The organism is Kribbella orskensis (assembly GCF_004342085.1).
Classification (GTDB): domain Bacteria; phylum Actinomycetota; class Actinomycetes; order Propionibacteriales; family Kribbellaceae; genus Kribbella; species Kribbella orskensis.
Genome location: NZ_SLWM01000004.1, coordinates 347577 through 369268 on the forward strand (window position 1 = coordinate 347577; position 21692 = coordinate 369268).

At 68.3% G+C, this 21692-nt stretch carries 19 protein-coding genes; 8 read left to right on the plus strand and 11 right to left on the minus strand.

Translation table 11 applies throughout. The features are described from left to right. Positions 1-177: 177 nt before the first annotated feature. On the plus strand, positions 178-2220 hold the full coding sequence (locus tag EV644_RS13850) for a phosphocholine-specific phospholipase C (RefSeq protein WP_132188654.1): 2043 nt from the start codon (positions 178-180) through the stop codon (positions 2218-2220). Positions 2221-2275: 55 nt separating this feature from the next. Here the strand turns inward: EV644_RS13850 and EV644_RS13855 are convergent, their stop codons facing one another. From EV644_RS13855 to EV644_RS13875, 5 genes are read right to left on the minus strand one after another with little or no spacing between them, the layout of a single operon-like run. Further along, positions 2276-3160 carry an ABC transporter ATP-binding protein gene (locus EV644_RS13855; RefSeq protein ID WP_132188655.1) on the minus strand — a complete coding sequence of 295 codons (885 nt, stop codon included), beginning with the start codon at positions 3158-3160 and terminating at the stop codon, positions 2276-2278. Continuing rightward, a complete protein-coding gene (locus tag EV644_RS13860) occupies positions 3157-3972 on the minus strand; it encodes an ABC transporter ATP-binding protein (protein ID WP_132188656.1) in 816 nt (271 codons plus the stop codon). The genes EV644_RS13855 and EV644_RS13860 overlap by 4 nt, the downstream gene beginning before the upstream one ends. Next, positions 3965-4840, minus strand: a complete 876-nt coding sequence (locus tag EV644_RS13865; RefSeq protein ID WP_132188657.1) for an ABC transporter permease — start codon at positions 4838-4840, stop codon at positions 3965-3967. The genes EV644_RS13860 and EV644_RS13865 overlap by 8 nt, the downstream gene beginning before the upstream one ends. Before the next feature lie 5 nt (positions 4841-4845). Beyond that, a complete protein-coding gene (locus EV644_RS13870) occupies positions 4846-5940 on the minus strand; it encodes an ABC transporter permease (protein WP_132188658.1) in 1095 nt (364 codons plus the stop codon). After that, positions 5937-7496, minus strand: coding sequence for an ABC transporter substrate-binding protein (locus EV644_RS13875; protein ID WP_241998134.1), 1560 nt, complete (start codon positions 7494-7496; stop codon positions 5937-5939). Before EV644_RS13875 ends, EV644_RS13870 begins: the two co-directional genes overlap by 4 nt. Before the next feature lie 480 nt (positions 7497-7976). Here EV644_RS13875 and EV644_RS13880 point away from each other — a divergent pair, with 480 nt between their 5' ends. The 4 genes from EV644_RS13880 to EV644_RS13895 are packed head-to-tail and all read left to right on the plus strand — an operon-like array spanning position 7977 to position 12020. Beyond that, entirely contained in the window at positions 7977-8792 is an 816-nt protein-coding gene (locus tag EV644_RS13880) for a class I SAM-dependent methyltransferase (RefSeq protein WP_132188659.1), read from the plus strand. Between the two features lie 35 nt (positions 8793-8827). After that, the gene (locus EV644_RS13885) at positions 8828-10621 is read left to right on the plus strand and encodes an AfsR/SARP family transcriptional regulator (protein ID WP_132188660.1); all 1794 of its coding nucleotides are present in this window, start codon (positions 8828-8830) and stop codon (positions 10619-10621) included. Positions 10622-10635: 14 nt separating this feature from the next. Next, the gene (locus tag EV644_RS13890; protein WP_132188661.1) at positions 10636-11442 is read left to right on the plus strand and encodes a class I SAM-dependent methyltransferase; all 807 of its coding nucleotides are present in this window, start codon (positions 10636-10638) and stop codon (positions 11440-11442) included. Then, positions 11439-12020, plus strand: coding sequence for a carboxymuconolactone decarboxylase family protein (locus EV644_RS13895; RefSeq protein ID WP_132188662.1), 582 nt, complete (start codon positions 11439-11441; stop codon positions 12018-12020). The genes EV644_RS13890 and EV644_RS13895 overlap by 4 nt, the downstream gene beginning before the upstream one ends. Positions 12021-12055: 35 nt before the next feature. On the opposite strand, the gene EV644_RS13900 is transcribed toward EV644_RS13895, so the two are convergent. Beyond that, entirely contained in the window at positions 12056-15055 is a 3000-nt protein-coding gene (locus EV644_RS13900; protein ID WP_132188663.1) for a sacsin N-terminal ATP-binding-like domain-containing protein, read from the minus strand. A gap of 91 nt (positions 15056-15146) precedes the next feature. Beyond that, positions 15147-15656 carry a DUF2231 domain-containing protein gene (locus EV644_RS13905; RefSeq protein WP_132188664.1) on the minus strand — a complete coding sequence of 170 codons (510 nt, stop codon included), beginning with the start codon at positions 15654-15656 and terminating at the stop codon, positions 15147-15149. A 174-nt stretch (positions 15657-15830) separates the two neighbouring features. On the opposite strand from EV644_RS13905, the gene EV644_RS13910 reads away from it, so the two are divergent. Beyond that, positions 15831-16616, plus strand: coding sequence for an SGNH/GDSL hydrolase family protein (locus tag EV644_RS13910; protein WP_199239802.1), 786 nt, complete (start codon positions 15831-15833; stop codon positions 16614-16616). 118 nt (positions 16617-16734) lie between these two features. Here the strand turns inward: EV644_RS13910 and EV644_RS13915 are convergent, their stop codons facing one another. The 4 genes from EV644_RS13915 to EV644_RS13930 all read right to left on the minus strand — a co-directional run bounded on the left by EV644_RS13915 (position 16735) and on the right by EV644_RS13930 (position 19813). Then, positions 16735-17124: a YciI family protein gene (locus tag EV644_RS13915; protein WP_132188666.1), complete on the minus strand. Its 390-nt coding sequence runs from the start codon at positions 17122-17124 to the stop codon at positions 16735-16737. A 113-nt stretch (positions 17125-17237) separates the two neighbouring features. Further along, positions 17238-18191, minus strand: coding sequence for a helix-turn-helix domain-containing protein (locus tag EV644_RS13920; RefSeq protein WP_132188667.1), 954 nt, complete (start codon positions 18189-18191; stop codon positions 17238-17240). Positions 18192-18203: 12 nt separating this feature from the next. After that, the gene (locus EV644_RS13925) at positions 18204-19007 is read right to left on the minus strand and encodes a GNAT family N-acetyltransferase (RefSeq protein ID WP_132188668.1); all 804 of its coding nucleotides are present in this window, start codon (positions 19005-19007) and stop codon (positions 18204-18206) included. A gap of 308 nt (positions 19008-19315) precedes the next feature. Continuing rightward, positions 19316-19813, minus strand: a complete 498-nt coding sequence (locus EV644_RS13930) for a MarR family winged helix-turn-helix transcriptional regulator (RefSeq protein WP_132188669.1) — start codon at positions 19811-19813, stop codon at positions 19316-19318. A gap of 112 nt (positions 19814-19925) precedes the next feature. Here EV644_RS13930 and EV644_RS13935 point away from each other — a divergent pair, with 112 nt between their 5' ends. After that, positions 19926-20762, plus strand: a complete 837-nt coding sequence (locus EV644_RS13935) for a hypothetical protein (RefSeq protein WP_132188670.1) — start codon at positions 19926-19928, stop codon at positions 20760-20762. 18 nt (positions 20763-20780) lie between these two features. Next, the gene (locus tag EV644_RS13940; RefSeq protein ID WP_132188671.1) at positions 20781-21626 is read left to right on the plus strand and encodes an alpha/beta fold hydrolase; all 846 of its coding nucleotides are present in this window, start codon (positions 20781-20783) and stop codon (positions 21624-21626) included. Positions 21627-21692: the final 66 nt, after the last annotated feature.

Here is a 21692-nt window from a genome sequence, read left to right on the forward strand (position 1 = left end):
ACGCGGTCACCCCCGAGCTGAGGACGACTGGACAGCGTCGCGCAGTATGGCTTGGAAGTCGGGAGTAGCGAACACGAAACTTCATGTTCCGTCCATCGGGTGTTCCGGTCAGGGTGCCTGCGATGCAGTGCTGGTGTTGAACGCTCCACCCGTCCGCCCCGATGAGGAGACCCAGTCATGCCAGAGCTCAATCGCCGGAGGTTTCTCCAGCTGGCCGGTGGTACCGCGGCCTTCGCAGCGATGTCGAACAGCATCGAGCAGGCCGCCGCGATCCCGGCCCATCGCCGGCACGGCACCATCAAGGACGTCGAGCACATCGTCGTGCTGATGCAGGAGAACCGGTCCTTCGACCACTACTTCGGCTCGCTCAAGGGCGTCCGCGGTTTCGGCGACCCGCGGCCGGTGAGTCTGCCGAGCGGCAAGTCGGTCTTCCACCAGACCGGCGGCGGCAAGGAGGTCCTGCCCTTCCACCCCGAGGCCGACGATCTCGGCATGCAGTTCCTGCAGGGCCTCGCGCACAGCTGGCCCGACGGTCACCAGGCGATCAACAACGGCAAGTACGACCAGTGGGTGCCGGCCAAGACAGCGCCGACGATGGCGTACCTGACCCGGGACGACATCCCCTTCCACTACGCGCTGGCCGACAAGTTCACCATCTGCGACTCGTACCACTGCTCCTTCATCGGCGCCACCGACCCGAACCGCTACTACATGTGGACCGGGTATACCGGCAACGACGGCACGGGCGGCGGCCCGGTGCTCGGCAACGACGAACTCGGCTACGGCTGGACCACGTACCCGGAGCGGCTCGAGCAGGCCGGGGTGTCGTGGAAGATCTACCAGGACATCGGCGACGGCCTGAACGCCGACGGGAGCTGGGGCTGGATCGAAGACGCGTATCGCGGCAACTACGGCGACAACTCGCTGCTGTACTTCAACCAGTACCGCAACGCCTCGCCCGGCAATCCCCTGTACGACAAGGCCCGCACCGGTACGAACGCGAAGGCCGGCGACGGCCTGTTCGACCACCTTCGCGCGGACGTCAAGAGCGGCAACCTCCCGCAAATCTCCTGGATCGCGGCGCCCGAGGCGTTCACCGAGCACTCGAACTTCCCGTCGAACTACGGCGCCTGGTACATCTCGCAGGTGCTCGACGCGCTGACGTCCGACCCGGACGTCTGGAGCAAGACCGCCTTCTTCATCACCTACGACGAGAACGACGGCTTCTTCGACCACGTCGTACCGCCGTACCCGCCGTCGTCGGCGGCGCAGGGCCTGTCCACCACCGACGTCGCCCCCGACCTCTACCCGGGTGGCCCGCGGTACGCCGCCGGGCCGTACGGCCTCGGGCCGCGCGTGCCGATGCTCGTGGTCTCGCCATGGAGCACGGGTGGCTACACCTGCTCCGAGGTCTTCGACCACACCTCGATCATCCGGTTCATGGAACGCCGGTTCGGCGTGCACGAGCCGAACATCTCGCCGTGGCGCCGGGCGGTCTGCGGTGACCTGACGTCGGCCTTCGACTTCAGCCGCGAGGACAACTGGCCCGGCCGCTTGCCCGACACATCCGCTTACGAGCCGCCGGACAACGAGCGTCACCCGGACTACCGGCCGACGCCTCCCGCGGTCGGGAGCGTGCCGGGCCAGGAGCGCGGCGCGCGGCGTACCAGGCCGTTGCCCTACGCACCGACCGTGGACGGCGCGGTGGTTGCCGGCGGCAAGTTCGGCCTGACGTTCCGGTCCGGTGCGGCGGCCGGCGGGCAGTTCCTGGTTACCTCCGGGAACCGCTCCGACGGCCCCTGGACCTACACGACCGAGGCCGGCAAGTCGATCTCCGACACCTGGAACACTGCGTACTCCGGCGGCCTGTACGACCTGACCGTGCACGGCCCGAACGGGTTCCTCCGCACCTTCCACGGCAAGCCCGTCGCCGGTCTCGAGGTGGCCGCCAAACACAACGCCCGCAGCGGTGACCTCGACCTGACGATCACCAACAACGGCGACGCCACCACGACGGTCACCATCACGAACGCCTACGGCGGCAAGCCCAAGACGCTCACGCTCCGGGCCGGAAGCCACGCGAAGTACACGGTCGACCTCGCCCACAGCCGACGCTGGTACGACGTGGTGGTGACCGCCGACGCCTTCCTCAGAAGGCTCGCCGGCCACGTCGAAACCGGCGACCCCGGCCTCAGCGACCCCGCCATCATCACGGACTGACCGGCCGGCTCTCACGGGCCGGACCTCCGGGCCATCAAATAGCCTGGGCGTCCGGCTAGAGCAGCGGCCGTGGTTCCGGCGCCTCGGCCGCGGTCGTGTCGGTGTCGGGTGACTCGTCGACCTTGATGCGGGTAGTCCAGCGGTTCGCGGGGTCGGGTTGGGGGATGGAGTCGAGCAACAGCCGGGTGTAGGGGTGACTGGGCTCGTGCATCACCGACGAGACCGGGCCGCGTTCGACGATGTCGCCCTTGGTGATCACCATCACCTGGCCGCCCAGGTAGTACACGGTCGACAGGTCGTGGGTGATGAACAGGGTCGTCATCCGGTGCTCGCGCTGGAAGTCCAGCAGGATGTCGAGGAACATCTTGCGGATCTGGGCGTCCAGCATCGAGACCGGTTCGTCGGCGATCACGAACGCCGGACGCAGCATGTGGATCCGGGCGAGCATGATCCGCTGCCGCTGCCCGCCGGACAACTGGTGCGGATACCTGCCGAGCACGCGACCCGGATCCAGGCTGACCGCCTCGAGCGACTCCTCGATCAACGCCTCCCCCGCCTCCCGGGTGGACGCGAGGGAGAACTTCTTCACCGCCTTCCAGAGCACCCGGTCGACCCGGTAGAACGGGTTGAAGATCGAGTACGGGTCCTGGAAGACGGGCTGCACGTTCTTGCGGTACTCGTCGTACTCCGCGCGCGACAGGTTGAAGATGTCCTTGCCGCCATACGTCACCGTGCCGGCCGTCGGCTTCTGCAGACCCAGGACGTTGCGGGCAATGGTGCTCTTCCCGCTACCGCTCTGACCGACGAGGCTGACCACCTGCGGCGGGTCGGCCGCCAGCGTGAAGCTGGCGTCCTGGACCGCGGTCAGGTAGCCGTCCGCGGTCCCGCGAGCGTGGAACCGCTGCTGGACGCCCCGGAGTTCGATCACCTTGTCGGTCATGACGCTCTCCTTCCGACCCGCGGGATCGACTCGATCAACTGCCGGGTGTACTCATGCCGCGGATCCTTGAAGACCTGGTGCACGTCGCCCACCTCGACCAGCCGGCCCTCGTACATCACGGCGACCCGGTCGGCCAGTTGCGCGTGCACCCCCATGTCGTGCGAGATGACCATCAGCGTGACGCCGAAGTCGTCCCGCAGGTCCGCGAGGCTCTGCAGGATCACCCGCTGGATCGTCACGTCCAGCGCGGTGGTCGGCTCGTCGGCGATCACCAGGTCGGGTTCGAGCGCGACGCAGATCGCCATCAGCACGCGCTGCTTCATCCCGCCCGACAACTCGTGCGGGTGCATCCGGGCCACCCGGGGCTCCAGCCCGACCTGCGCGAGCAACCGGTGGATCAGCTCGGAGAGCGCTTCCTTGCGTTCCGGCGCATGCTCCAGGATGACGTCCCTGAACTGGTCCTCGACCCGCATCACCGGGTTGAGCGAGCTCTGCGACCCCTGCGGCAGATAGGAGAGAGCGCTCCACCGCAGTACCCGGAGCTCCTCGCCCTCCACCTTCAGCAGGTCGACCGGCGATCTGCCTTTCGGGTGGAAGATCGCAGAGCCGGCGGTCACCTTGCCCGGAGGCTTGAGCAACCTGAGCAGCGCGACGGCGAGGGTGCTCTTGCCGCTCCCCGACTCCCCGGCCACCCCGAGGATCTCGCCCCGGCGTACGGACAGGTCGAGGCCTTGCACCGCGCGCACGTCGCCGCGGTTGGTCGAATACGTCACCTCGAGGCCGGACACCTCCAGAACGGTCGGCTCACTCACCGGCCACTCCTCTCAGCCGTGGGTTGTAGACCTCTTCCAACCCGATGTTGATCATGTTGAGCGCGGCGAACAGCAGCGTCAGCAACCCGATCGGGACGACGAACATCGGCCAGGCGCCGAGCGTCAGGGCGCCGGTGTTGATCGCGTTGAAGATGATCTGCCCGAGGTCGATCACGCCGCCAGGACCGAGACCGATCACCTCCAGCCCGACCAGCCCGAAGATCGCGCCGAGCGCCGACGAGGCGAACCCGACGCCGATGAACGGCAGCAGGTTCGGCAGCAGCTCGGTACCGATGATCTCCAGGTCCCGGGCCTTGCTCACGCGGGCCAGGTCGACGTACGGCCGCGAGCGCAGGCTGAGCACCTGCGAGCGGATCGTCTTGGCCGCGAACGGCCAGCTGAAGATCGAGATCATCACGCCGACCTGGAACAGGCTGACGTTCTTGGCGTACGCCGACAGCGCGATCAGCAACGGGAACGTCGGGATCACCAGCAGGATCCCGGTGAAAGTCGACAGCAACCCGTCGATCCAGCCGCCCTTGTACCCGGCCACGAACGCCACGATCACACCGACGACGGTCGAGATGAGACCCGCGATCGCCCCGATCTGCAGCGACACCGCGAGTGCGCTGACCACCATCGCGAACACGTCCCGGCCGAACTGGTCGGTGCCGAGCAGATGGCCGGGCCCCGGCACCAGCCAGCGTTCGTACGCCGCCAGCTCGAGCGGATCGGTGCTGCCACCGATCGCCTTCACGATCAGCGGGCTGAGCAGGGCCAGCAGCACCATCAGCCCGAGGATCACCAGTCCGGTCGCCAGCCGCCGGCTGTGCCGGACCGTTCGCAGAACCGCTTCCAGAAATCTCATCGCGATCAGTTCCAGTACTTGACCCGAGGGTCAAGCAACGGGAGCAGGAGGTCGAGGATCAGGACCGCGGTCAGCACCGAGAAGATCGCGATGTTCGTCACCCCGAGGATCGTGTTGAAGTCGAGCTGCTGGATCGCCGTGACGAGCGTCGTCCCGAGACCCGGATAGTTGAACAGCTGCTCGACCAGCACGTTGCCGTTGAAGATGAAGCCGAGCGAGATGCCGAACGCGGTGATCTGCGGCAGGTAGCAGTTCCGCAGCGCGTAGCGGGTCAGGATCCGCCATCCCTTCAGGCCCTTGGCCTCGGCGTAGACCAGGTAGTCCTCGCCGAGCACCGGCACCATCAGCATCCGGGTGGACAGGATCCAGCTGAACGTCCCGATCACCACGATCGACAACCCCGGCAACAGGCCGTACTTCAGCACACTGCCGATGAAGTCCAGGCTGATGCCCGGCTCGATCCGGGAGTCGTACGCCGATCTGGCCGGGAGCATCCCGAGTGAGTACGCGAAGATGTAGACCAGGATCAGCGCGACGAAGAAGTACGGCACGTGTGACAGCGCGATGGACAGGTTGGTCGCGATCGACGATCCGAGCCTGCCGCGCCGCCAGCCGGCGATCGCGCCGATGATGATGCCGAACACCCAGGCCAGGACGGCGGAGATCCCGAGCAGACCGATGGTCCAGGGCAACGCCCGGAGGATCACGTCCTGGGCCGGCGTCGGGTAGTTGATCAACGACGGCCCCAGGTCGCCGTGCAGGACCAGCTTCTCCATGTACCTGAGGTACTGGGAGAAGATGTTGCCGTCGAGGCCGAACTCGTGCTGGTACCGGGCGATGATCTCGGCACTGGCCTGCTGGTTGTAGATGTAGTTCTGCTGCAGGGTCTGGATCAGGGTCTGGATCGGGTCACCCGGCATCAGCCGGAAGAAGAAGAACGCGATGGTGAGCGCGCCCCACAGCTCGACCAGGTAGAGCCCGAACCGGCGGATCGCGTACGCCGCGAGCGGATGCCGCGACAGCCGGGCCCGCACCCCCGTCGAGGGTGCGGAGTCCTGCGGCTTGTCGACAGCAACGACCGGCGGCGCCTCCGTCGTCACGCCGGTCCCTTCTGCCCGGTGGCCTTGATCTTGCCGAGCACGAAGATGAAATGCGGCCACCAGTTCAGCGGCACCTCGTAGAGATCGTCGTCGGTCGGCCAGCCGGTCCAGAACGCCGTGTTGAAGTACGACGGGTAGCCGGTCTGGATCACCGGCAGCAACGGCAGCTGCTGGAAGTAGATCTCCAGCGCCTTGTCGAGCAGCGGCTTGGCCTCCGGAGACTCCGGGTCGAGCTGAGCCAGCTTCGACGACACCGCGTCGAACTCGGCGTTCCGGAACCGCATCTTGTTCTTCTGGGCGGCGTTCTTGCCGATCGGCTGCGCCTTGCTGCTCTCCCAGTCGGAGTACAGCTGCTCGGGGTCGATCGCGAAGCCGGCCCAGTTCGAGTCGATGTCGTACTCACCGCGCTGGAACTTCTCGTCGTGCACGCTGCCGGCCAGGCTGCGCAGGGTGGCCGGTACGCCGACCTTTGCGAGGTCCGCCTTCAGCACGTTCGCCATCGCGTACTCGGGTCCGTCGACCGGCGAGACCGTGATGATCTCGAGGTTGACCTCCTTGCCCTTGTACGCGCGCTTGCCGGCGGCGTTCTTCGGCGCGATCTCGTCGAGCAGCTCGGTCGCCTTGTCCAGGTTGAACTCGAACTTGTACTTGTTCGCCAGCTCGTCGTTCTTCCACTTGTCGTTGGTCGGGTAGTCCGCCCACGGGTACTGGGCCGGCGGCACCTGGATCGGCCAGATCGACTTGCCGATCTTCTCCCGGTCCAGGCAGTAGTTGATCGCCGAGCGCATCTTCGGCTCCGAGACCACGCCCCGGGCCGGGTCGCAGTTCAGCCACATCACCCGCGGGTTCGGGTCGTGGAACTGGGTCGTGACCAGATTCGGGTACCCGGTGTTGCGCAACTGCTTGGCATGCTGCTCGTCGACCGAGCCGACGTCGAACTCGGCCCGCTCGAACGCCAGCGACGCCTGGTCGAGTTGCTTCGACGTGCTCTGGAAGACCACGTACTGCGGCTTGGGGTCGAGCTTGTCCTTGTTCCAGTAGTCCGGGTCCTTCTCCCAGATGAACATCTTCTGGTTCCGGATCGCCTGCTTCAGCTTGTACGGTCCGGACCGGACCGGCGGGTTGTCCTTGTACTTCGTCGGGTCCTGCGACTTCCACACGTGCTCGGGCATGAGGTTGATCGGCGCGCCGGCGATCGCGGCGATGAAGTTGTAGTGCAGCCGCGGCGTCGGCTTGAGCAGCTTGACCACCGCGGTGTGGTCGTCCGTCACCTCGACGTCCTTCACGAACTCCTTCAGGTCACCGCCGCCGCCGAACAGGTCAGGACGATCCTTCAGCAGCATGACGGTGAACTTGAAGTCGTTCGCGCCCAGCGGCCGGCCGTCATTCCAGTGCGCCTTCGGGTCGAACTTCATGGTCAGCTCGGTGTGGCTGTCGTTGTACTTGTACTCCGTCGCCAGCCACGGCGTCAGCTTGCCCGTGGCGAAGCTGAGGAAGAACATCGGCTCGGTGCTCAGCTCCACGCCGGCGCCGCCCGGCGTGCCGTTCGGGATCATCCCGTTGAAACTGTCGAAGACCGTGTACTCGACCTGGCCGACGATGACCGACTGGTCCCGTGGGGCGCGGCGCGTCGGTCACGATGTGGATCCCTTTGGTTCCGAGTCCCCCGCGGGACTCTCCTCACTCGGCGCTTCTCGCGCCCTCACCCGGCGCTTCCTCGCGCGCCGACCTGTGTGATGGAAGCCACCTCCCTTTCACTTGTTCCCCGGCTCCGACTACAGTCCGGAATGTTCCTCGGACTATAAGTAGCCATGACAACGTTGGCAAGACCTTGGCTCCAACGTCGTAATGCGTGTGCCTAACTCGCTGGTCAGTCGATATATCAACCCCTGACAACGCTGCCTTGCTCTCCGTGACGAAGGATTCGCCACTCCCGTCACACGGCCGATCACACGCCCGGCTGGTTTGATCGAGCCAACGCCGCAAGGGGCGGTGGCGTTGCTGGGGGACGCACCAACGGCAGTAGGGGGAAACGCATGACGAGCACGGCTGTCGATTTCGAGGCCATCAAGGACAAGCAACGCGCCGGCTGGGAGACCGGGGACTATCCCCGGGTCGGTAACACGCTGCAGATCATCGCCGAGCTGCTGGTCGAAGCCGCCGACGTCCGCGCGGACCAGAAGGTCCTGGACGTCGCCTGCGGTCAGGGCAACGCCGCGATGGCCGCCGCGCGTCGCTTCGCCGACGCGACGGGTGTCGACTACGCGGCCAACCTGCTCGCCCAGGGCCGCGAGCGGGCTACCGCCGAGCATCTGCCGGTCACGTTCCTCGAAGGCGATGCCGAGCAGCTGCCGGTGCCGGACAAGGAGTTCGACCTGGTGCTCAGCACGGTCGGAGTGATGTTCGCACCGAACCACCAGCAGGCCGCGGACGAGCTGGTCCGGGTCACCGCGCCGGGCGGCAAGATCGCGCTGGCCAGCTGGACGCCGGCCGGGATGGTCGGCCAGCTGTTCAAGACGGTGTCCAAGTGGGCGCCGCCGCCGGCTGGCGTCCAGCCCGCCACGCTGTGGGGAACAGAGGAGCACCTGGCCACGCTGTTCGGCGACCGGGTCGAGTGGGTCGGCATGACCAAGCGCGAGTACGTCTTCAGGTACCGCTCCCTCGACCACTTCTCCGAGTGGTTCCGGCAGTTCTACGGCCCGATCACCAAGCTCGCGGGCACCTTGTCCGGCGACGACCTGGCGAAGTTCGCGGCAGATCTCGCCGAGGTGCCGCGCGCGTTCAACAAGGCCGACGACGGCACGGTCGCCGCCCGCGCGGAGTATCTCGAAGCTGTCGGCATCAGGCACTGACCGGTCACACCGAGGATCTCCAGGGGAGGGTGACGATGGGGACGATCCGGCTGCTGGGACCGCCGACGATCGAGCACGCCGGCAGTCCGGTTCGTCCGCCCCGCGGCCGCAAGGCCTGGGCCCTGCTCGCCTACCTGCTGCTCACGGATCGCCCGCCGAGCCGCAAGAAGCTGGCCGATTTGCTGTTCGCGGACGCGGACGATCCGTTGGGGGCGTTGCGCTGGACTCTGGCCGAGCTTCGGCGCGCGATGGACGCGCGCGACGTCCTGACCGGGGATCCGGTCGTCACGACACTCGACGACCGGACGAGCGTGGACGTCCTGCTGGTCACCGCGGAGTCGGCCGATCCGGAGCCGCTGCTGAAATTCGACGGGGAACTTCTCGAAGGGGTAGAAGTTGCCTCGTGCCCCGAATTCGCCTCGTGGTTGCTGGTGGAGCGGCTGCGGCTCTCCGCCGCGATCGAAGCTCGGCTGCGGGAGACGGCGGTCTCGCTGGTCGCCTCCGGGCAGGCGAAGGACGCGATTCCCTATGCGTCGAAGGCGGTGGCGATCAATCCGCTCGAGCAGGGCAACCACGAACTGCTCGTCCGGAGCCTCGCGATCTCAGGCGATCGGCAGGGCGCGCTGCGGCAGATCGCGGTCTGTGAGGACCTGTTCCGGCGAGAGCTCGGGGTCTCTGCTTCTGCCACTCTCAAAGAGGCTTCGGCAGTCGGACCAGGCTCGCTGTCGGGTCCGCCGCTGAGCGGCCGGGCCGCTGCGGCAAGTCAGCTGGAGGCGGGCCGGGCGGCGATCGTGGCGGGTGCGGTCGACGCCGGAGTGCAGTGTCTGCGGAGAGCGGTCGCCGAGGCTGATCACTGCCGTGACACCGCACTCCGAGGTCGCGCTCTCGCCGCTCTCGGCGGTGCTCTCGTGCACGCGATCCGCGGTCATGACGAAGAAGGCGCGATCGTCCTGCACGAAGCGATCCTGGTCGCCGACCAGGCAGGTGACCGGATCACCTCGGTGACCGCCCATCGCGAACTGGGCTTCGTGGAGGTCCAGGCCGGACGACGCGGTACTGCGGCCACCTGGCTGGCGAAGGCCCAGGCGCTGGCCGAGACGGATGAGGAGCAGGCGGCGATCCTCGGAGTACAAGGGATGAACTCTTCGGACGTCGGGGACTATCCGGCCGCGCTCGCGGAGCTCGCCGAGTCCGCCGAGCTCGCCGGTGGGTGCGGGGATCGCCGCCAGCAAGCGTGGTCCCTGTCGTTGCTGGGGCGAGCACACCTGCTGCGAGCCGAGCACAGCCAGGCGAACGCGATCGTCCGGGAGTCGCTCGATCTCGTCCGGCAAGAACGCTGGATCGCCTTCCTGCCTTGGCCGCAGGCGCTCATGGCCGAGCTCAACCTCATGGCGGGTGATGTCGACGCCGCGGTCGACGGATTCGAGCAGGCGTGGGTGCTGGGCTGCCAGCTCAATGACCCTTGCTGGGAAGGTATGGCGGGCCGCGGACTCGGCATGCTCAGCGCCGGCCGCGGCGATCACGCGGGCGCCACCGAGTGGCTCGAGCAGGCAGCCACCCGGTCCAGCCGCGAACCCGACCGCTACCAGTGGATCCACGCGCACGTGCTCGATGCGGCGATCACAACCGCACTGGATCGCGACGACGACGTACGGGCCAAACCGCTGGTGACTCAGCTGGCCGCCCTGGCTGCACGTTGCGATATGCGGGAACTCGTGGTCCGGGCCAAGTTGCACCAGGCCCGACTCGGCGACGAGCAGGCCGCCGGGTCCGCGCGGCTCCTTGCCGCCGGCATCGACAATCCCGCCCTCACCGCACTAATTCATTGATCTTGGGAGTCACCATGACCACCAGTACCGCTGCGGCGGCCTGGACGCTGGTCGACGAGGGCTGGGGCCGTCGGGCAGCCGACTTCGCGACTTTGAGCGAGCCCGCGAACTGCCGCGAGTACGCCGCTCTGCACCACCGGCTCGGTGTCACCGACGGTGACAGACTGCTCGATATCGCTTGTGGGGCAGGGCTTTCGATCGAACTGGCCCGGGCTCGGGGTGCTCGCTGCGCGGGCATCGACGCGGCTCCGCGACTCGTTGCCATTGCCAAGGACCGGAACCCGGACTCCGACGTACGGGTGGGCGACATGCACGCGCTGCCCTGGGATGACGGCAGCTTCGACGTCGTCACCAGCTTCCGCGGAGTCTGGGGTACGACGCCGGCCGCGCTGGCCGAAGTCCACCGGGTGCTGGCGCCGGGTGGCCGCGTCGGCCTGAGCGTCTGGGGACATCTCAAGAAGTCCCCCGGGGTGTGGGCACTTCAGCCGTTCCGGCTCGCGTCGACGGCGAAGGTGCAGAATCAGGCGAACATGGTGTCCCTCGGGCGACCTGGTGTCGGAGAGGAACTGCTGCCGCGGTTCGGATTCGTGGAGGTCCAACGGGTCAGCCTGCCGTTCGCCTGGGAGTTCGCCGATCCCGAGCACTATGCACGCGCGCTGGCATCCACCGGGCCGGCGTACGAGGCGATCCAGAACGTGGGAGAGGCCGAGTTCCTGCAGAGAGCGGTTGCTCAGGCTCAGGGGCGGGTGCGCGACGGGCTGCCGCTGCGGGCCGAGCTCGCGGTGACCGCGTATCTGGCGCGGACGGCGGATGGGCGATGAGTCTGATCGACTGGCCGGAGCCGACCGCCAGGTCCGAGGCGATCTTCGCGGATGACCGCGAGGAGGTCGGTTTCGTGATGAACGCGTCGAGGTTGTGGGCCTATCAGCCGACACTGCATGAGGGGATCTTCGAGCTCCTCGGCCAGTTGGTTCACGAGCACGGGTTGAGCTATCGCCAGCGCGGGATTCTTGTCGCCGCGTGCGCTTCGGCGCTGGGCGACTCGTACTGCTCCGTTGCCTGGGGCACCAAGCTCGCCCGGGTGGCCGACGAGGACCTGGCGGCCGGGGTGCTGCGCGGGGACGACTTCGGTCTCTCCCCCGCCGAGCACGCACTCGCCGAGTGGGCCCGGAAGGTGGCTCGTGATCCCAACGCCACCTCGGCGCCGGACGTTCGTGCGCTACGTGAGACCGGATGGACGGATCGGCAGATCTTCGCGATCACCGCGTTCGTGGCGCTGCGGATCGCGTTTTCCACCGTCAACGACGCCCTCGGAGCGCGGCCGGACGCGGAGTACAGGTCTGTCGCTCCGCCCGCGGTCCTCAAGGCGATCACCTACGGCCGGCCGCTCGCCGACTGACCCTTCCGCCTGGCTCAGCGGCCGGTCAGGTGGGTTCAGTCGGGCGGCGTGGCCGGGTGGTCGAAGGTCGCGTCGATGCGGAGTTGGGAGGCGCGGGCGGGATCGTTGAGGATGGCAAGGATCGCATGGCGCTGGTCCCAGCGGCCGGCCGACCAGGCCAACGCCTTCGCCAGTCCGTTGAAGGTCGCGGCGTGCGGTTCGCCTTCCTCGTCAACCCACCAGGAGACCTCTGCGCCGTCGACGGTCAGCTCCTCGTGCTCCCACCAGACGTCCGGAACCTCGGGCACCAGTTCCCGCACGATGTCCGGTACGTCGGCCGCGGTTCCCTCGCCATCGATCTTGCCTGCGGCCACTTCCTGCGCCATCGGTACGTCGAGCAGGTCGCTCAGCCCGTCGGCGACCACCCCGGACGCGACCACGAATCCGCCGAGATCCTCGCGCTGCAACCACATTGGCGCATCCGCGACCACCGCGCCGCTTGCCGCGACCACGCGGGTCGCTCCCCCGGTCCCGAGCACGCGGACTCGCTCCGGCGTCTGCGCAGGATAGGCCGTCAACGATCCGAGTTGACTCCAGAGACGCAAGATCGCGCTCTCCTCGACCACCCGCTCCGGATCCGCGAGCCGGTCGAGCAGCAGCCCGACCCCTTCGGAATCGAGGTCGCCGACCTCCTTGACGAGGCCCACTGCCGTGCGCACGCCCGGGTCCAGCCGTGCACTCCACTCCGGCGCCCGATCGAGGAAGTTCGCGAGGACGGGGTCTGCCCCGGGATCCGCCCGGCCGGCCAGCGGTTCACCGTCCGGCAGCAGAACGCGCTCTCTGATCCACCACGCCGTGTACGACGGAGCGCCGTGCGGCCGGTCGTCCGGGCCGACCACGCGCACCGGTTCGACCAGCGCGCGACGAAGCTCCGGGGACGAGCCGAGGATCTCGAGCACTCGCGGCCAGGCGTCGTCCACGATCCAGTCGAGATCGCGTACCGCCGCCACCTCCCCCACGGTCGCGCCGAACCGCGACCCGTCCGGCGCAATGTCGTACGCCCAGTCCTGGATCCCGTCCAGATCCGCCATGGCCTCCGGCAACTCGTCGAGCGCGACGTCGGACGCCGACACCGTTCCCAGCGAGCGCAGTACGCCGACAGCCTCGACCGCGGGGATTCCGAACCGCTCGACGATCGCGCGATCGATCGGCGCAACCTCCTCGTCGTCGAGCACGGACTCAGCGTCCGACCCGGGAATCACCAGCGCGTTCGCCGGGACCAGCTCGCCGTCGGCGTCCCGCAGTACGAGGTCGTTGAGCCACCACAGGCCGTCCGCATAGGAAGGATCGGCCGCGACCACGGCGAGGACGGCCGCGGCGATCGCATCGGGGTCATCGGCCTCGCCGGAATGCTCGACCGCGGTACGCACGGCGCTGTCCTCGAGCAACGCCCGCGGGGAAATGGAGAGCGCTCCCAGCCTCTCCAGCGACGGGTGCACCGCAGCCGGATGCACGACGCGTACGCCGTATTCGCCGAAGGTCGCCAGTACTCCGGCAGGCAGTTCGTGGCCGGGCAGGAGCAGGCCACGGACTCCGCGGACGAGCCGTCCGTCCGCCAACGGGACGGGAAGGGTGCCGAGAGACTCACGGAGCAAGGGATCCGTGACCATGGCAGAGATCGCGGCGTAGACCTCACGCCACCACTCGGGTGATTCGGCTTCTGCCGCCGCGCCGAGCTGATCCACCAGTTCCGCAAGGTCAAGACGGCGAACAGCCAACGCGTCCAGGGCGGTCCGGTCTTGGCGGGCCGACCTGATCAGGCCACCGACGATCGGGGCGAGAACGGTGTTGAACGCGTCGTCGGAGCCCTCGACCACGACGGCATCGCGAGGCTTGAGCAGCGCGCCGTCCTCGACCGCGGGCAGCAGCGGAATACCGGGGAGCTCGGTCAGGATCAGCTCGCGGAGAGCCCGGTCGAGTGCACCGGCGGCGAGGCCGGTGGGGACCAGCGGGAGGACATCGGCGCCGTCTTCGGCGCGGGTGCGCAGGAGCTCGGCATAGGCGGACGCGGCCTCCTGCACGAGCCGGTCGGTCAACGGTCCCTGCGCGACGTGCCGGCGCGAGGGGTCGAGCGGGAAAGTTGCCAACAGCAACGCCGGCAGCGACAACGGTTCGTCGGTCGGCGTCGGCGCGTGGACTGTGCGCGGCGGTTGCGTGTCCGCGTCCCGCGGTAGAGCCCAGAGCACCGACCAGAAGGGCCGGGAGCGTTCCTCGGTCGGGCGATCCGCGAGCAAACGCTCTCTGTCGTTCTCGTCGAGGATCCCAGCGGCCCGCTGCACGTACCACCGCGACTCCGCGTCCGTGAGAACGCGTACCGAGCCGTCCACCTCGATCTCGATCCGCTCGAGACCGGGCAGTGCCAGCAGCAGCGCGTCATCCGCCTCGTCGAGCAACCGCCGGACCAGCTCCGCGGCCGCCTCGTCGCGCAGCGGCAGGATCACCGCGGTGTCGTAACCCTCCGGCGGTTCACCTTCCGCCGTGAACGGGAGGCGCAGTACGGGCACTTGGCCGTCGCGCCGGCGGAGTTCCGTCTCGAGGCCGGGCGACTGCAGGCCCGCTTCGGCGACAGCGGCTGCGGTGTCGGCCCGTGAGAACCGGACACCACCGGTGCGGGACAGGATCACCGGCTCGTCAGTCACCGCCAGCACGGCCGAGAACCCGACGCCGAACCGCCCGACAGCGCTCTCCGCGTCGTCCCGCTTGGCCGACGCCCGCAACGTGGCCAGCGACTCGACCCCCTCGGCCGACAACGGCGTACCGGTGTTCGCGACGACAAGCGTCCCGTCCCGGAACGAGAGCCGCACCCGCCCGGGCACCCCGGCCCTCGCGGCCGCATCCGCCGCGTTCTGGGCGAGCTCGACCACCACCCGGTCCAGATACCCACCGAGCGCCAGATCCTCCTCGGCGTTGGCATCCTCCCGGAACCGAACAGGCGCCGCCACCCACCCGGCCAGCACCCGCTCCCGAATCCCACCACTCCCGAACACATCAGTCACCCCGCGAGTATGCCGCCCCAGCCCGGTGAGCTGACGACGGGCCGCCGAGGCCGGTCAGCCGGTCCGCGATGCGCTTCAGTGACGAGGCCGGTCAGCCGCGGGCACGGTCACTTGGGGGGCTCGCCGGCCAGCCGCTCAGGGAGCTGGGCGCGTTGGGATGGGCACCCTCGTGCACGCCGATCGCCAGCCGCTCGACCAACTCACCGCCCAGCCAGCCGGCGATACCGCTGAGCAGCACCCCGACCAAGCCGAGCACGACGGCCAGCCACCCCGGTTCCCAGTTGTCGTGGCCGTTGCGAACGAACCAGCTGACGGTGAAGAGCATGAGCATCACAACGTTCGTCAGGCCGTGCAGCGCCCCGACCCGGCGGGCTCGCGTCCCTTTCGGCACCGAAAGCCAGTCGACCAGTCCGAACACGCCGGCCACCACGCCGCCGATCAGCCCCGCGGCCATCGTGTACGCCGCCGCGACGGCGAAGCCGGGCCGGTCTGTGATCAGCCCCAAGATGTCGAACACCACCGCCGTGGTCAACAGCCCCAGCGGATAGACGATCAGGACCGGGTGGATGCTGTGCCCGGCCGCCCTCGCTCTGCTCTGCATGGCTCCTCCTGCGGTGAGTTGTCGCCCAGCCTCCCGGTACCCACCCCGAAGCGTGCTCGGCGCCGAGAGCCGGCCCGCCCGCGAACGCCACGTATGGAGGAGCCGTTCTCGTCAGGGTCGTTCGGCTGTGAGGGGCGTTCGCTCATCCTGGCGGGGCGGGATAGGTTCTGTTCGGTGATCTCACCTGGCAGTCTCTATGTCGCGATGGGCAGTTCGTTCGCGGCGGGTCCCGGCATCAAGCCGCTGGTCGACAAGGCCGCCGGGCGTTCGGAGCGGAACTACGCGCATCTGGTGGCCGAGGCGCTCGACTTGCGGTTGGTGGACGTCACGTACTCCGGTGCCACGACGGCGAACCTGCTGTCCGAGCCGCAGGACGGGGCCGCTCCGCAGGTCGAGGCTATCGGTCCCGAGACCCGGCTGGTCACGATCACTGCCGGGGGCAACGACCTCGAGTACATCGGCACGTTCCTGCGCGGCAGCATGATGAACACCCTCGCCAAGCCGGCCACGCTGCTCGGCCGCCGCGTCGCCAACCGGATCCGGGCCCGGGTCAGCTACCTGAAGGCGCAGTCGGAGTACGACGCGGCTGCCGCCTCGCTGGCGGAGGTCGTGACGAGGATCCGGGAACGCGCTCCCCAGAGCCGGATCCTGCTGGTCGACTACCTGACGCTGGTCGGGCCGGCCACCCGGCCGCGGCTCGACGTACCGCTGAACGAGGAGCAACTCCCGAGCATCGGCTTCATCGCGGACGGGCTTGCTGGTGCTTTCGCGACTGCCGCCGAGAAGACCGGCGCGGATCTGATCGCCGCTTCGGCTGCAAGCAGAGAGCACGCGATCGGTTCGGCCGAGCCGTGGACCACCGGATTCACCCTGCGCCCCGGCGCCGCGCCGTACCACCCGAACGCCGCGGGGATGGCTGCCGTCGCCGACCTGATCCTGCAGAAGCTCCGCTCCGAGTAGGCGCCAGAGCGCTCTCCGAGGGCTTCAGCGTCGGTCGGCGACGGCTCCCGAGGGCACCGCCCACCTCACCGGCGTACGGGTGGCGAGGCGAGGTGGCGGCACCGGGATGGGTGTGTGGTCAGGCGGGGGCTACGCCTTCGGGGTGGATTTCCACGGCCTGGTTGACCGGGAGGCCGCCAGGACCGGGGGTGCGGGAGATGTGCTCGGCCAGTTCCAGGACGCGCGCCTCGGAGGCGACGTCGACGACCCAGTAGCCGGCCAGCACCTCCTTGGTCTCGCTGAAGGGCCCGTCGGTGATGATCGGCTCGCCATCCTCCTGGGCCTGCAGGGTCTTCATCTGGTCGGGCCCGGCGAGGCCGCGCGTCTCGACCAGCTCGCCCGAGTCCTTCAGGTCCTGGTCCAGCTCGCGCATGTACTTGACCATCACCTCGAGGTCCTGCTGCGACCAGGTCTTGGGCATGTCGTCCCAGCCCTGCTTGTTCGCGTGCATGAGCAGCATGTACTTCATCGGTCCCGCTCCTTCTGATCCGTCGTTTGCGACTCCATACCGGGGTCGCCTATCAGCAACGTCGGAGCCGACTTCCCGATCTCGACACGGCCTACCCAACCACCAGATCCGAGCTACAGCCACTGCTGACGAGAGGCCTGTACTCCGAGCTGGAAGCGGGTCTGGGCGCCCAGGGTCTCCTGCAGACGGCTGATCCGGCGGGCGATGGTCCGCTCGCTGACTCCGAACTCCCGAGCGATCGACTCATCGGTCAGCCCCGCGCTCAAGTAGGTCAGCAACCGCTTCGTCTCCAGCGAGGGCGCGCCCGTCACGTCGCTCGGCTCTGTCCCGCTGGTGATCGGGACCGCCATCCGCCAGAACGCGTCGAACACCCCGACGAGACCGGTCAGGAACGGCGAATGATGCACCACCATCGCCGCGGTACTGGTGATCCCGCCGACCGTCGTGCGCGCGGAGACCAAGGCCCAGCGGTCGTCGACGATGGTCAGGTTGAGCGGCACCTGCGGGAAGACCCGCGCCTGCTCCCCAGCGTCGACGCACAGCTGCACCTTCCGCAGCGCCTCCGAATCCTGGAGCACCTGGGTCCCGTAGATCACCTCGTACGACACGCCGCGGGCGAGGGCGTCGAACAGGCCGTCCACGATCCGGTGCTGCGGCGACGCCTGGTTGCCAACGGTCATCGCCCGCACCCGCTCACGGGCATCGACCTGCACGTGGCCGAGCACCGACCACGCCGTCTCTGCCGACGGCAGCAACTCGACATAGGTCTGCTGCCCGATGCCGGCGGTCCACAGCTCGGAGAGCAGGGCAGCGCTCTCCCGGGCGAGATCGGCCTCTTTCGTATGCCGCTGGGCGAGCGCTTCCATCGCGAGATGCGGGGGCTGCGGCAACACCTTGCCGTCGGACCGCTCGATCAGGGCGACCGCGGCCAGCTCGTCCAACGGCCCGTCCACCGATCCCGGCGCACCGTCAGCGACCTCCTCGATACTCAGCGCTCCGCGCGCCATCAGGTCGAGGTAGATCGCCTCGGCCTCGGCGGAAATCCCCAGCGCGCGGAGTTGGTGCATGGCACCTGTGTATCAGCTAGCAGGCGTGTAAACGTACGGCGTGGTCGTGGTGACCGCGACGAATCCCAGGCGCTGGAGGATCGGCGAACTGTCGTCGGACGCGTCTACCTGCAGGTATTTGTAGCCGAGTTCCACGGCCCGGGCGGCACGGACCGCGACGAGTGCCTTGTAGATGCCCTTGCCTCGCCACTCGGCGAGGGTGGACCCGCCCCACAGCCCGGTGAAGTCGGTGTTCTTCTTGTAGACGGCCCAGGCGGCCGAGACCACCTCGTCGTCCGCCTCCGCCACGAAGACGTCGGTCAGCCCGGTGGCCTGGCGGCGTACGAGGTCGTCGGCGAGCCAGGACCAGTTCTGGCTCCAGACGGTCGACTCCATCGCTGCGATGCGCTCGAAGTCGGCCCGCTCGGTGGTCCGGCGGATGGTGACGCCGTCCACGGAGTCGCGGCCGCTCAGGCGCTCCACGACATGAGCGCTCTCCGCGATCACGACCGTTTCGCGCTCCTCCGGCAAGAAGCCGGCCGCGACCAGCCGGTCGGTCAGATCAGCCGGCTGGTCGTGTCCCCGCGTCTTCCACTCGACGGGCTCGCCCTTGGCCGCGAAGTAGTCCCGCTGGCGGGCGATCAGCGCGTCCAGCTCAGCGCCGTCGATCCCCTCGAGGGAGCGATAGCTGACGAACCCGCGCCCGGGGTACTCGACCCGGATCAGCGGTCCGTCGGTACTCGTCGGCACGTCCGCGGCTTCACTCCCGCCGCGGAGCTGCTCGTCGTACGCCGCGAGCAGGACACCTACTTGGTCATCACTCGTCCGTTCAGTCACCAGAAGACTGTGCCACGAGCCGGGGGCGACCGACTCCCTGACTCGCCGCTACTGCGCGTCGGCTGAGCCTCCGCCGGACAGCGCGCAACGGGTGACGCCTCGGCCGGTCGAACGGCAGGTCCCCAGCGACGGACCGACGGGTGTCGCCGGCGACGATCTTGCTGTTCACGATCACACTCAGCGCTTCCATGACTCCGCACTCCTACCGATGGGCGCCTCCCGCTCGGGCGCTTTCACAGGTACGTCGGAGCCGGCCCGCCCGCCTTTACATTTCTGGGCTGCGAATTTCAGCGAGGCTGGTGCGGTTCTCAGCGAGGCGCCGATTCGGTCGCCAACATCAGGCTGCGGAGGAGGGTGATGAGGCTGTCCTGGTCGGAGGTGGAGAGGTGGCCGACCAGGTCGACCTCCACCTGGGTGATGTCGCCGAGTGCCTGCTGCCAGAGCTCGAGTCCCGAGGGTGTGAGCGTGGCGACGACCTTGCGGCGGTCGTCGCGATCGTGGTGGCGCTCCACGTAGCCGTGGCGTTCGAGAGCGTCGATACGGTTCGTCATCGCGGCTGGTGAGAGGCCGAGCTGGGTTGCCAGTTGCCCCGGCGTCGCCTGGTACGGCGCCCCGCCCCGCCGCAGCATGTGCAGCGTCTTGAACTCCCACCACTGCAGCCCATGCTCAGCCAGTACTGCGTCCCGTCTGCGGTCAAGGTACTTCGCCAGCGCCTGCAGGCGGGTCGCGATCCCCTCCACCCGGAGATCCATTCCGGGGAGCTCCTGGGCCCAGAGGTCGACGTGCGCGTCGATCGAGTCCTTCACGCACTGGATTATTCAGCGACTGAAGGTTTGTTGTCAAAAGTTTCGATGTCGAAATACTCTGCGACTCACCAAGCCGCGAGTGATTCTCCGAGTCGAAAGTGAGGCCAGACCGATGGCAGAGATCGCGCTATCTCCCGTACTGGAGTCCAGCACCGCCCTGATGCGAGCAGGCAGGTGGAGCACGGCAACCACCTTGCTGCAGGCCGTCACCCCAGCCACTCCCGCCGAACGCCTGGCGGTCGCCGCCGCCCTCGCCGAAGTCGCCGTCGACCAGGACTTCGCCCAACAGACCACCAACGCCGACCACGCCATCGCGGTACTAGAGGAAGCGCTCGCTGAGTCGCCTGACGCGATCATCGGCTGGGATCTCGACTTCCTCCGCCTCCGGAAGGACTACGGGACCGCGCTGCTAGCAGGTGGCGACGAGCTCCAGCCCGGAGCAGACGACGGCGGTTCCGACGAAGACCTCGCGAAGCGCGCCGACGCCGAAGCTCTGGGGAAGCGCGTCGAGCGACTTCGCGACCTCGCACCCGACGACGCGCGCGCCGGGCACGCAGCCTTCTACGCCGGAGTGATCGCCGACAACCTCCGCGAGCTCCCTGCGGACGCCTTCGCCGCCTACACCTCCGCACTCGAACTCGGCGAGCGATCCGGCGACGACCTCCTAGTCTCGCTGGCCCTCCGCCACTTGGGCGACCACGCCCACACCGCCGGCGACCTCCCCCTCGCCCGCACCCAGTGGGAACGCTCCACCGAACTCCGCCAGAAGGTCGGCCACCTCCTAGGCGCCCTCGCCCAGCTGACCCTCCTCGCAGTACTGGCCAAGGACGAAGGCAATCCCACCGCCTCCGTGGCCATCGCCACCGAGGTCAGCCGCTGGTCCCGCCAGGCCGCTCTCCCCTGGCTGGAAGCTCAAACCGCCGGACTGATGAACGAAACTGTCGGCTGAGATGCCAGACTCACCCGGGTGTTGAGTGAGGATCGCATCCGGGTGTCCGCCGAGGTCGAGTTGTTCGTCGCCCAATCCCTCGGTCCGCGCGACCGCACCCTGGTCGTGATCCACGGCGGCCCTTGCTGGGACCACACCTACCTCCGCGAACCGCTGATCCGCCTGGCGCCACGTCACCACCTCGTCTTCCCGGACCTCCGCGGTTGCGGCCGCTCCACCGGTGGCCTCAGCCCCGACCGCTACACCCCGGACCTCGTCATCGACGACCTCATCGGCCTGCTCGACCACCTGGAACTCGAGCAGGCCGACGTCCTCGGTTTCTCGTACGGCGGGATGATCGCGCAACGCCTCGCCCTGAAGACCGGCCGGGTGCGGAGACTGATTGTTGCCTCCAGCAGCGTCCTGCCCGTCCCACCCGACGCCTTCTCAGGCTGGGAGGAACGCGACGCCCGCAACGCGGAGGCTGCCGCTCTGCTCCCCGCCAATCTCCAAGGCCCAGACCGTAACCGTGCCGAGGCGGTCGCGGGTGCTCGCACCGGCGTATGGAGGGACGCCGTGCTGGACGACTACCTCGAGCGGCTCGACCAGGTCCACTTCACCGACGACTGGGATGCACCCTACCTGGCCGGCATCCTCCCCTCGCCGCGATACCCCGATGCCCCTGAGCGCTTCGCCACCCTCGGCCTTCCGATGCTCCTCCTCCACGGCCGCCAGGACATGACCTTCCCAGCCCACCTCACCGACCAAGCCGCAGCACTCATCCCCACGGCAACCCCGGTCATCCTCGAAGAGGCCGGCCACATGGCTCACATCGACCAACCAGAACTCTGGCTGCAGGCAGTCGAAAGCTTCCTCGAGCTCTGACCATCCACCGCGTTCACGCCCGCCCCACTGCGGCCTCCTGCTCTCAGGCGGATTCTCGGGGGACCC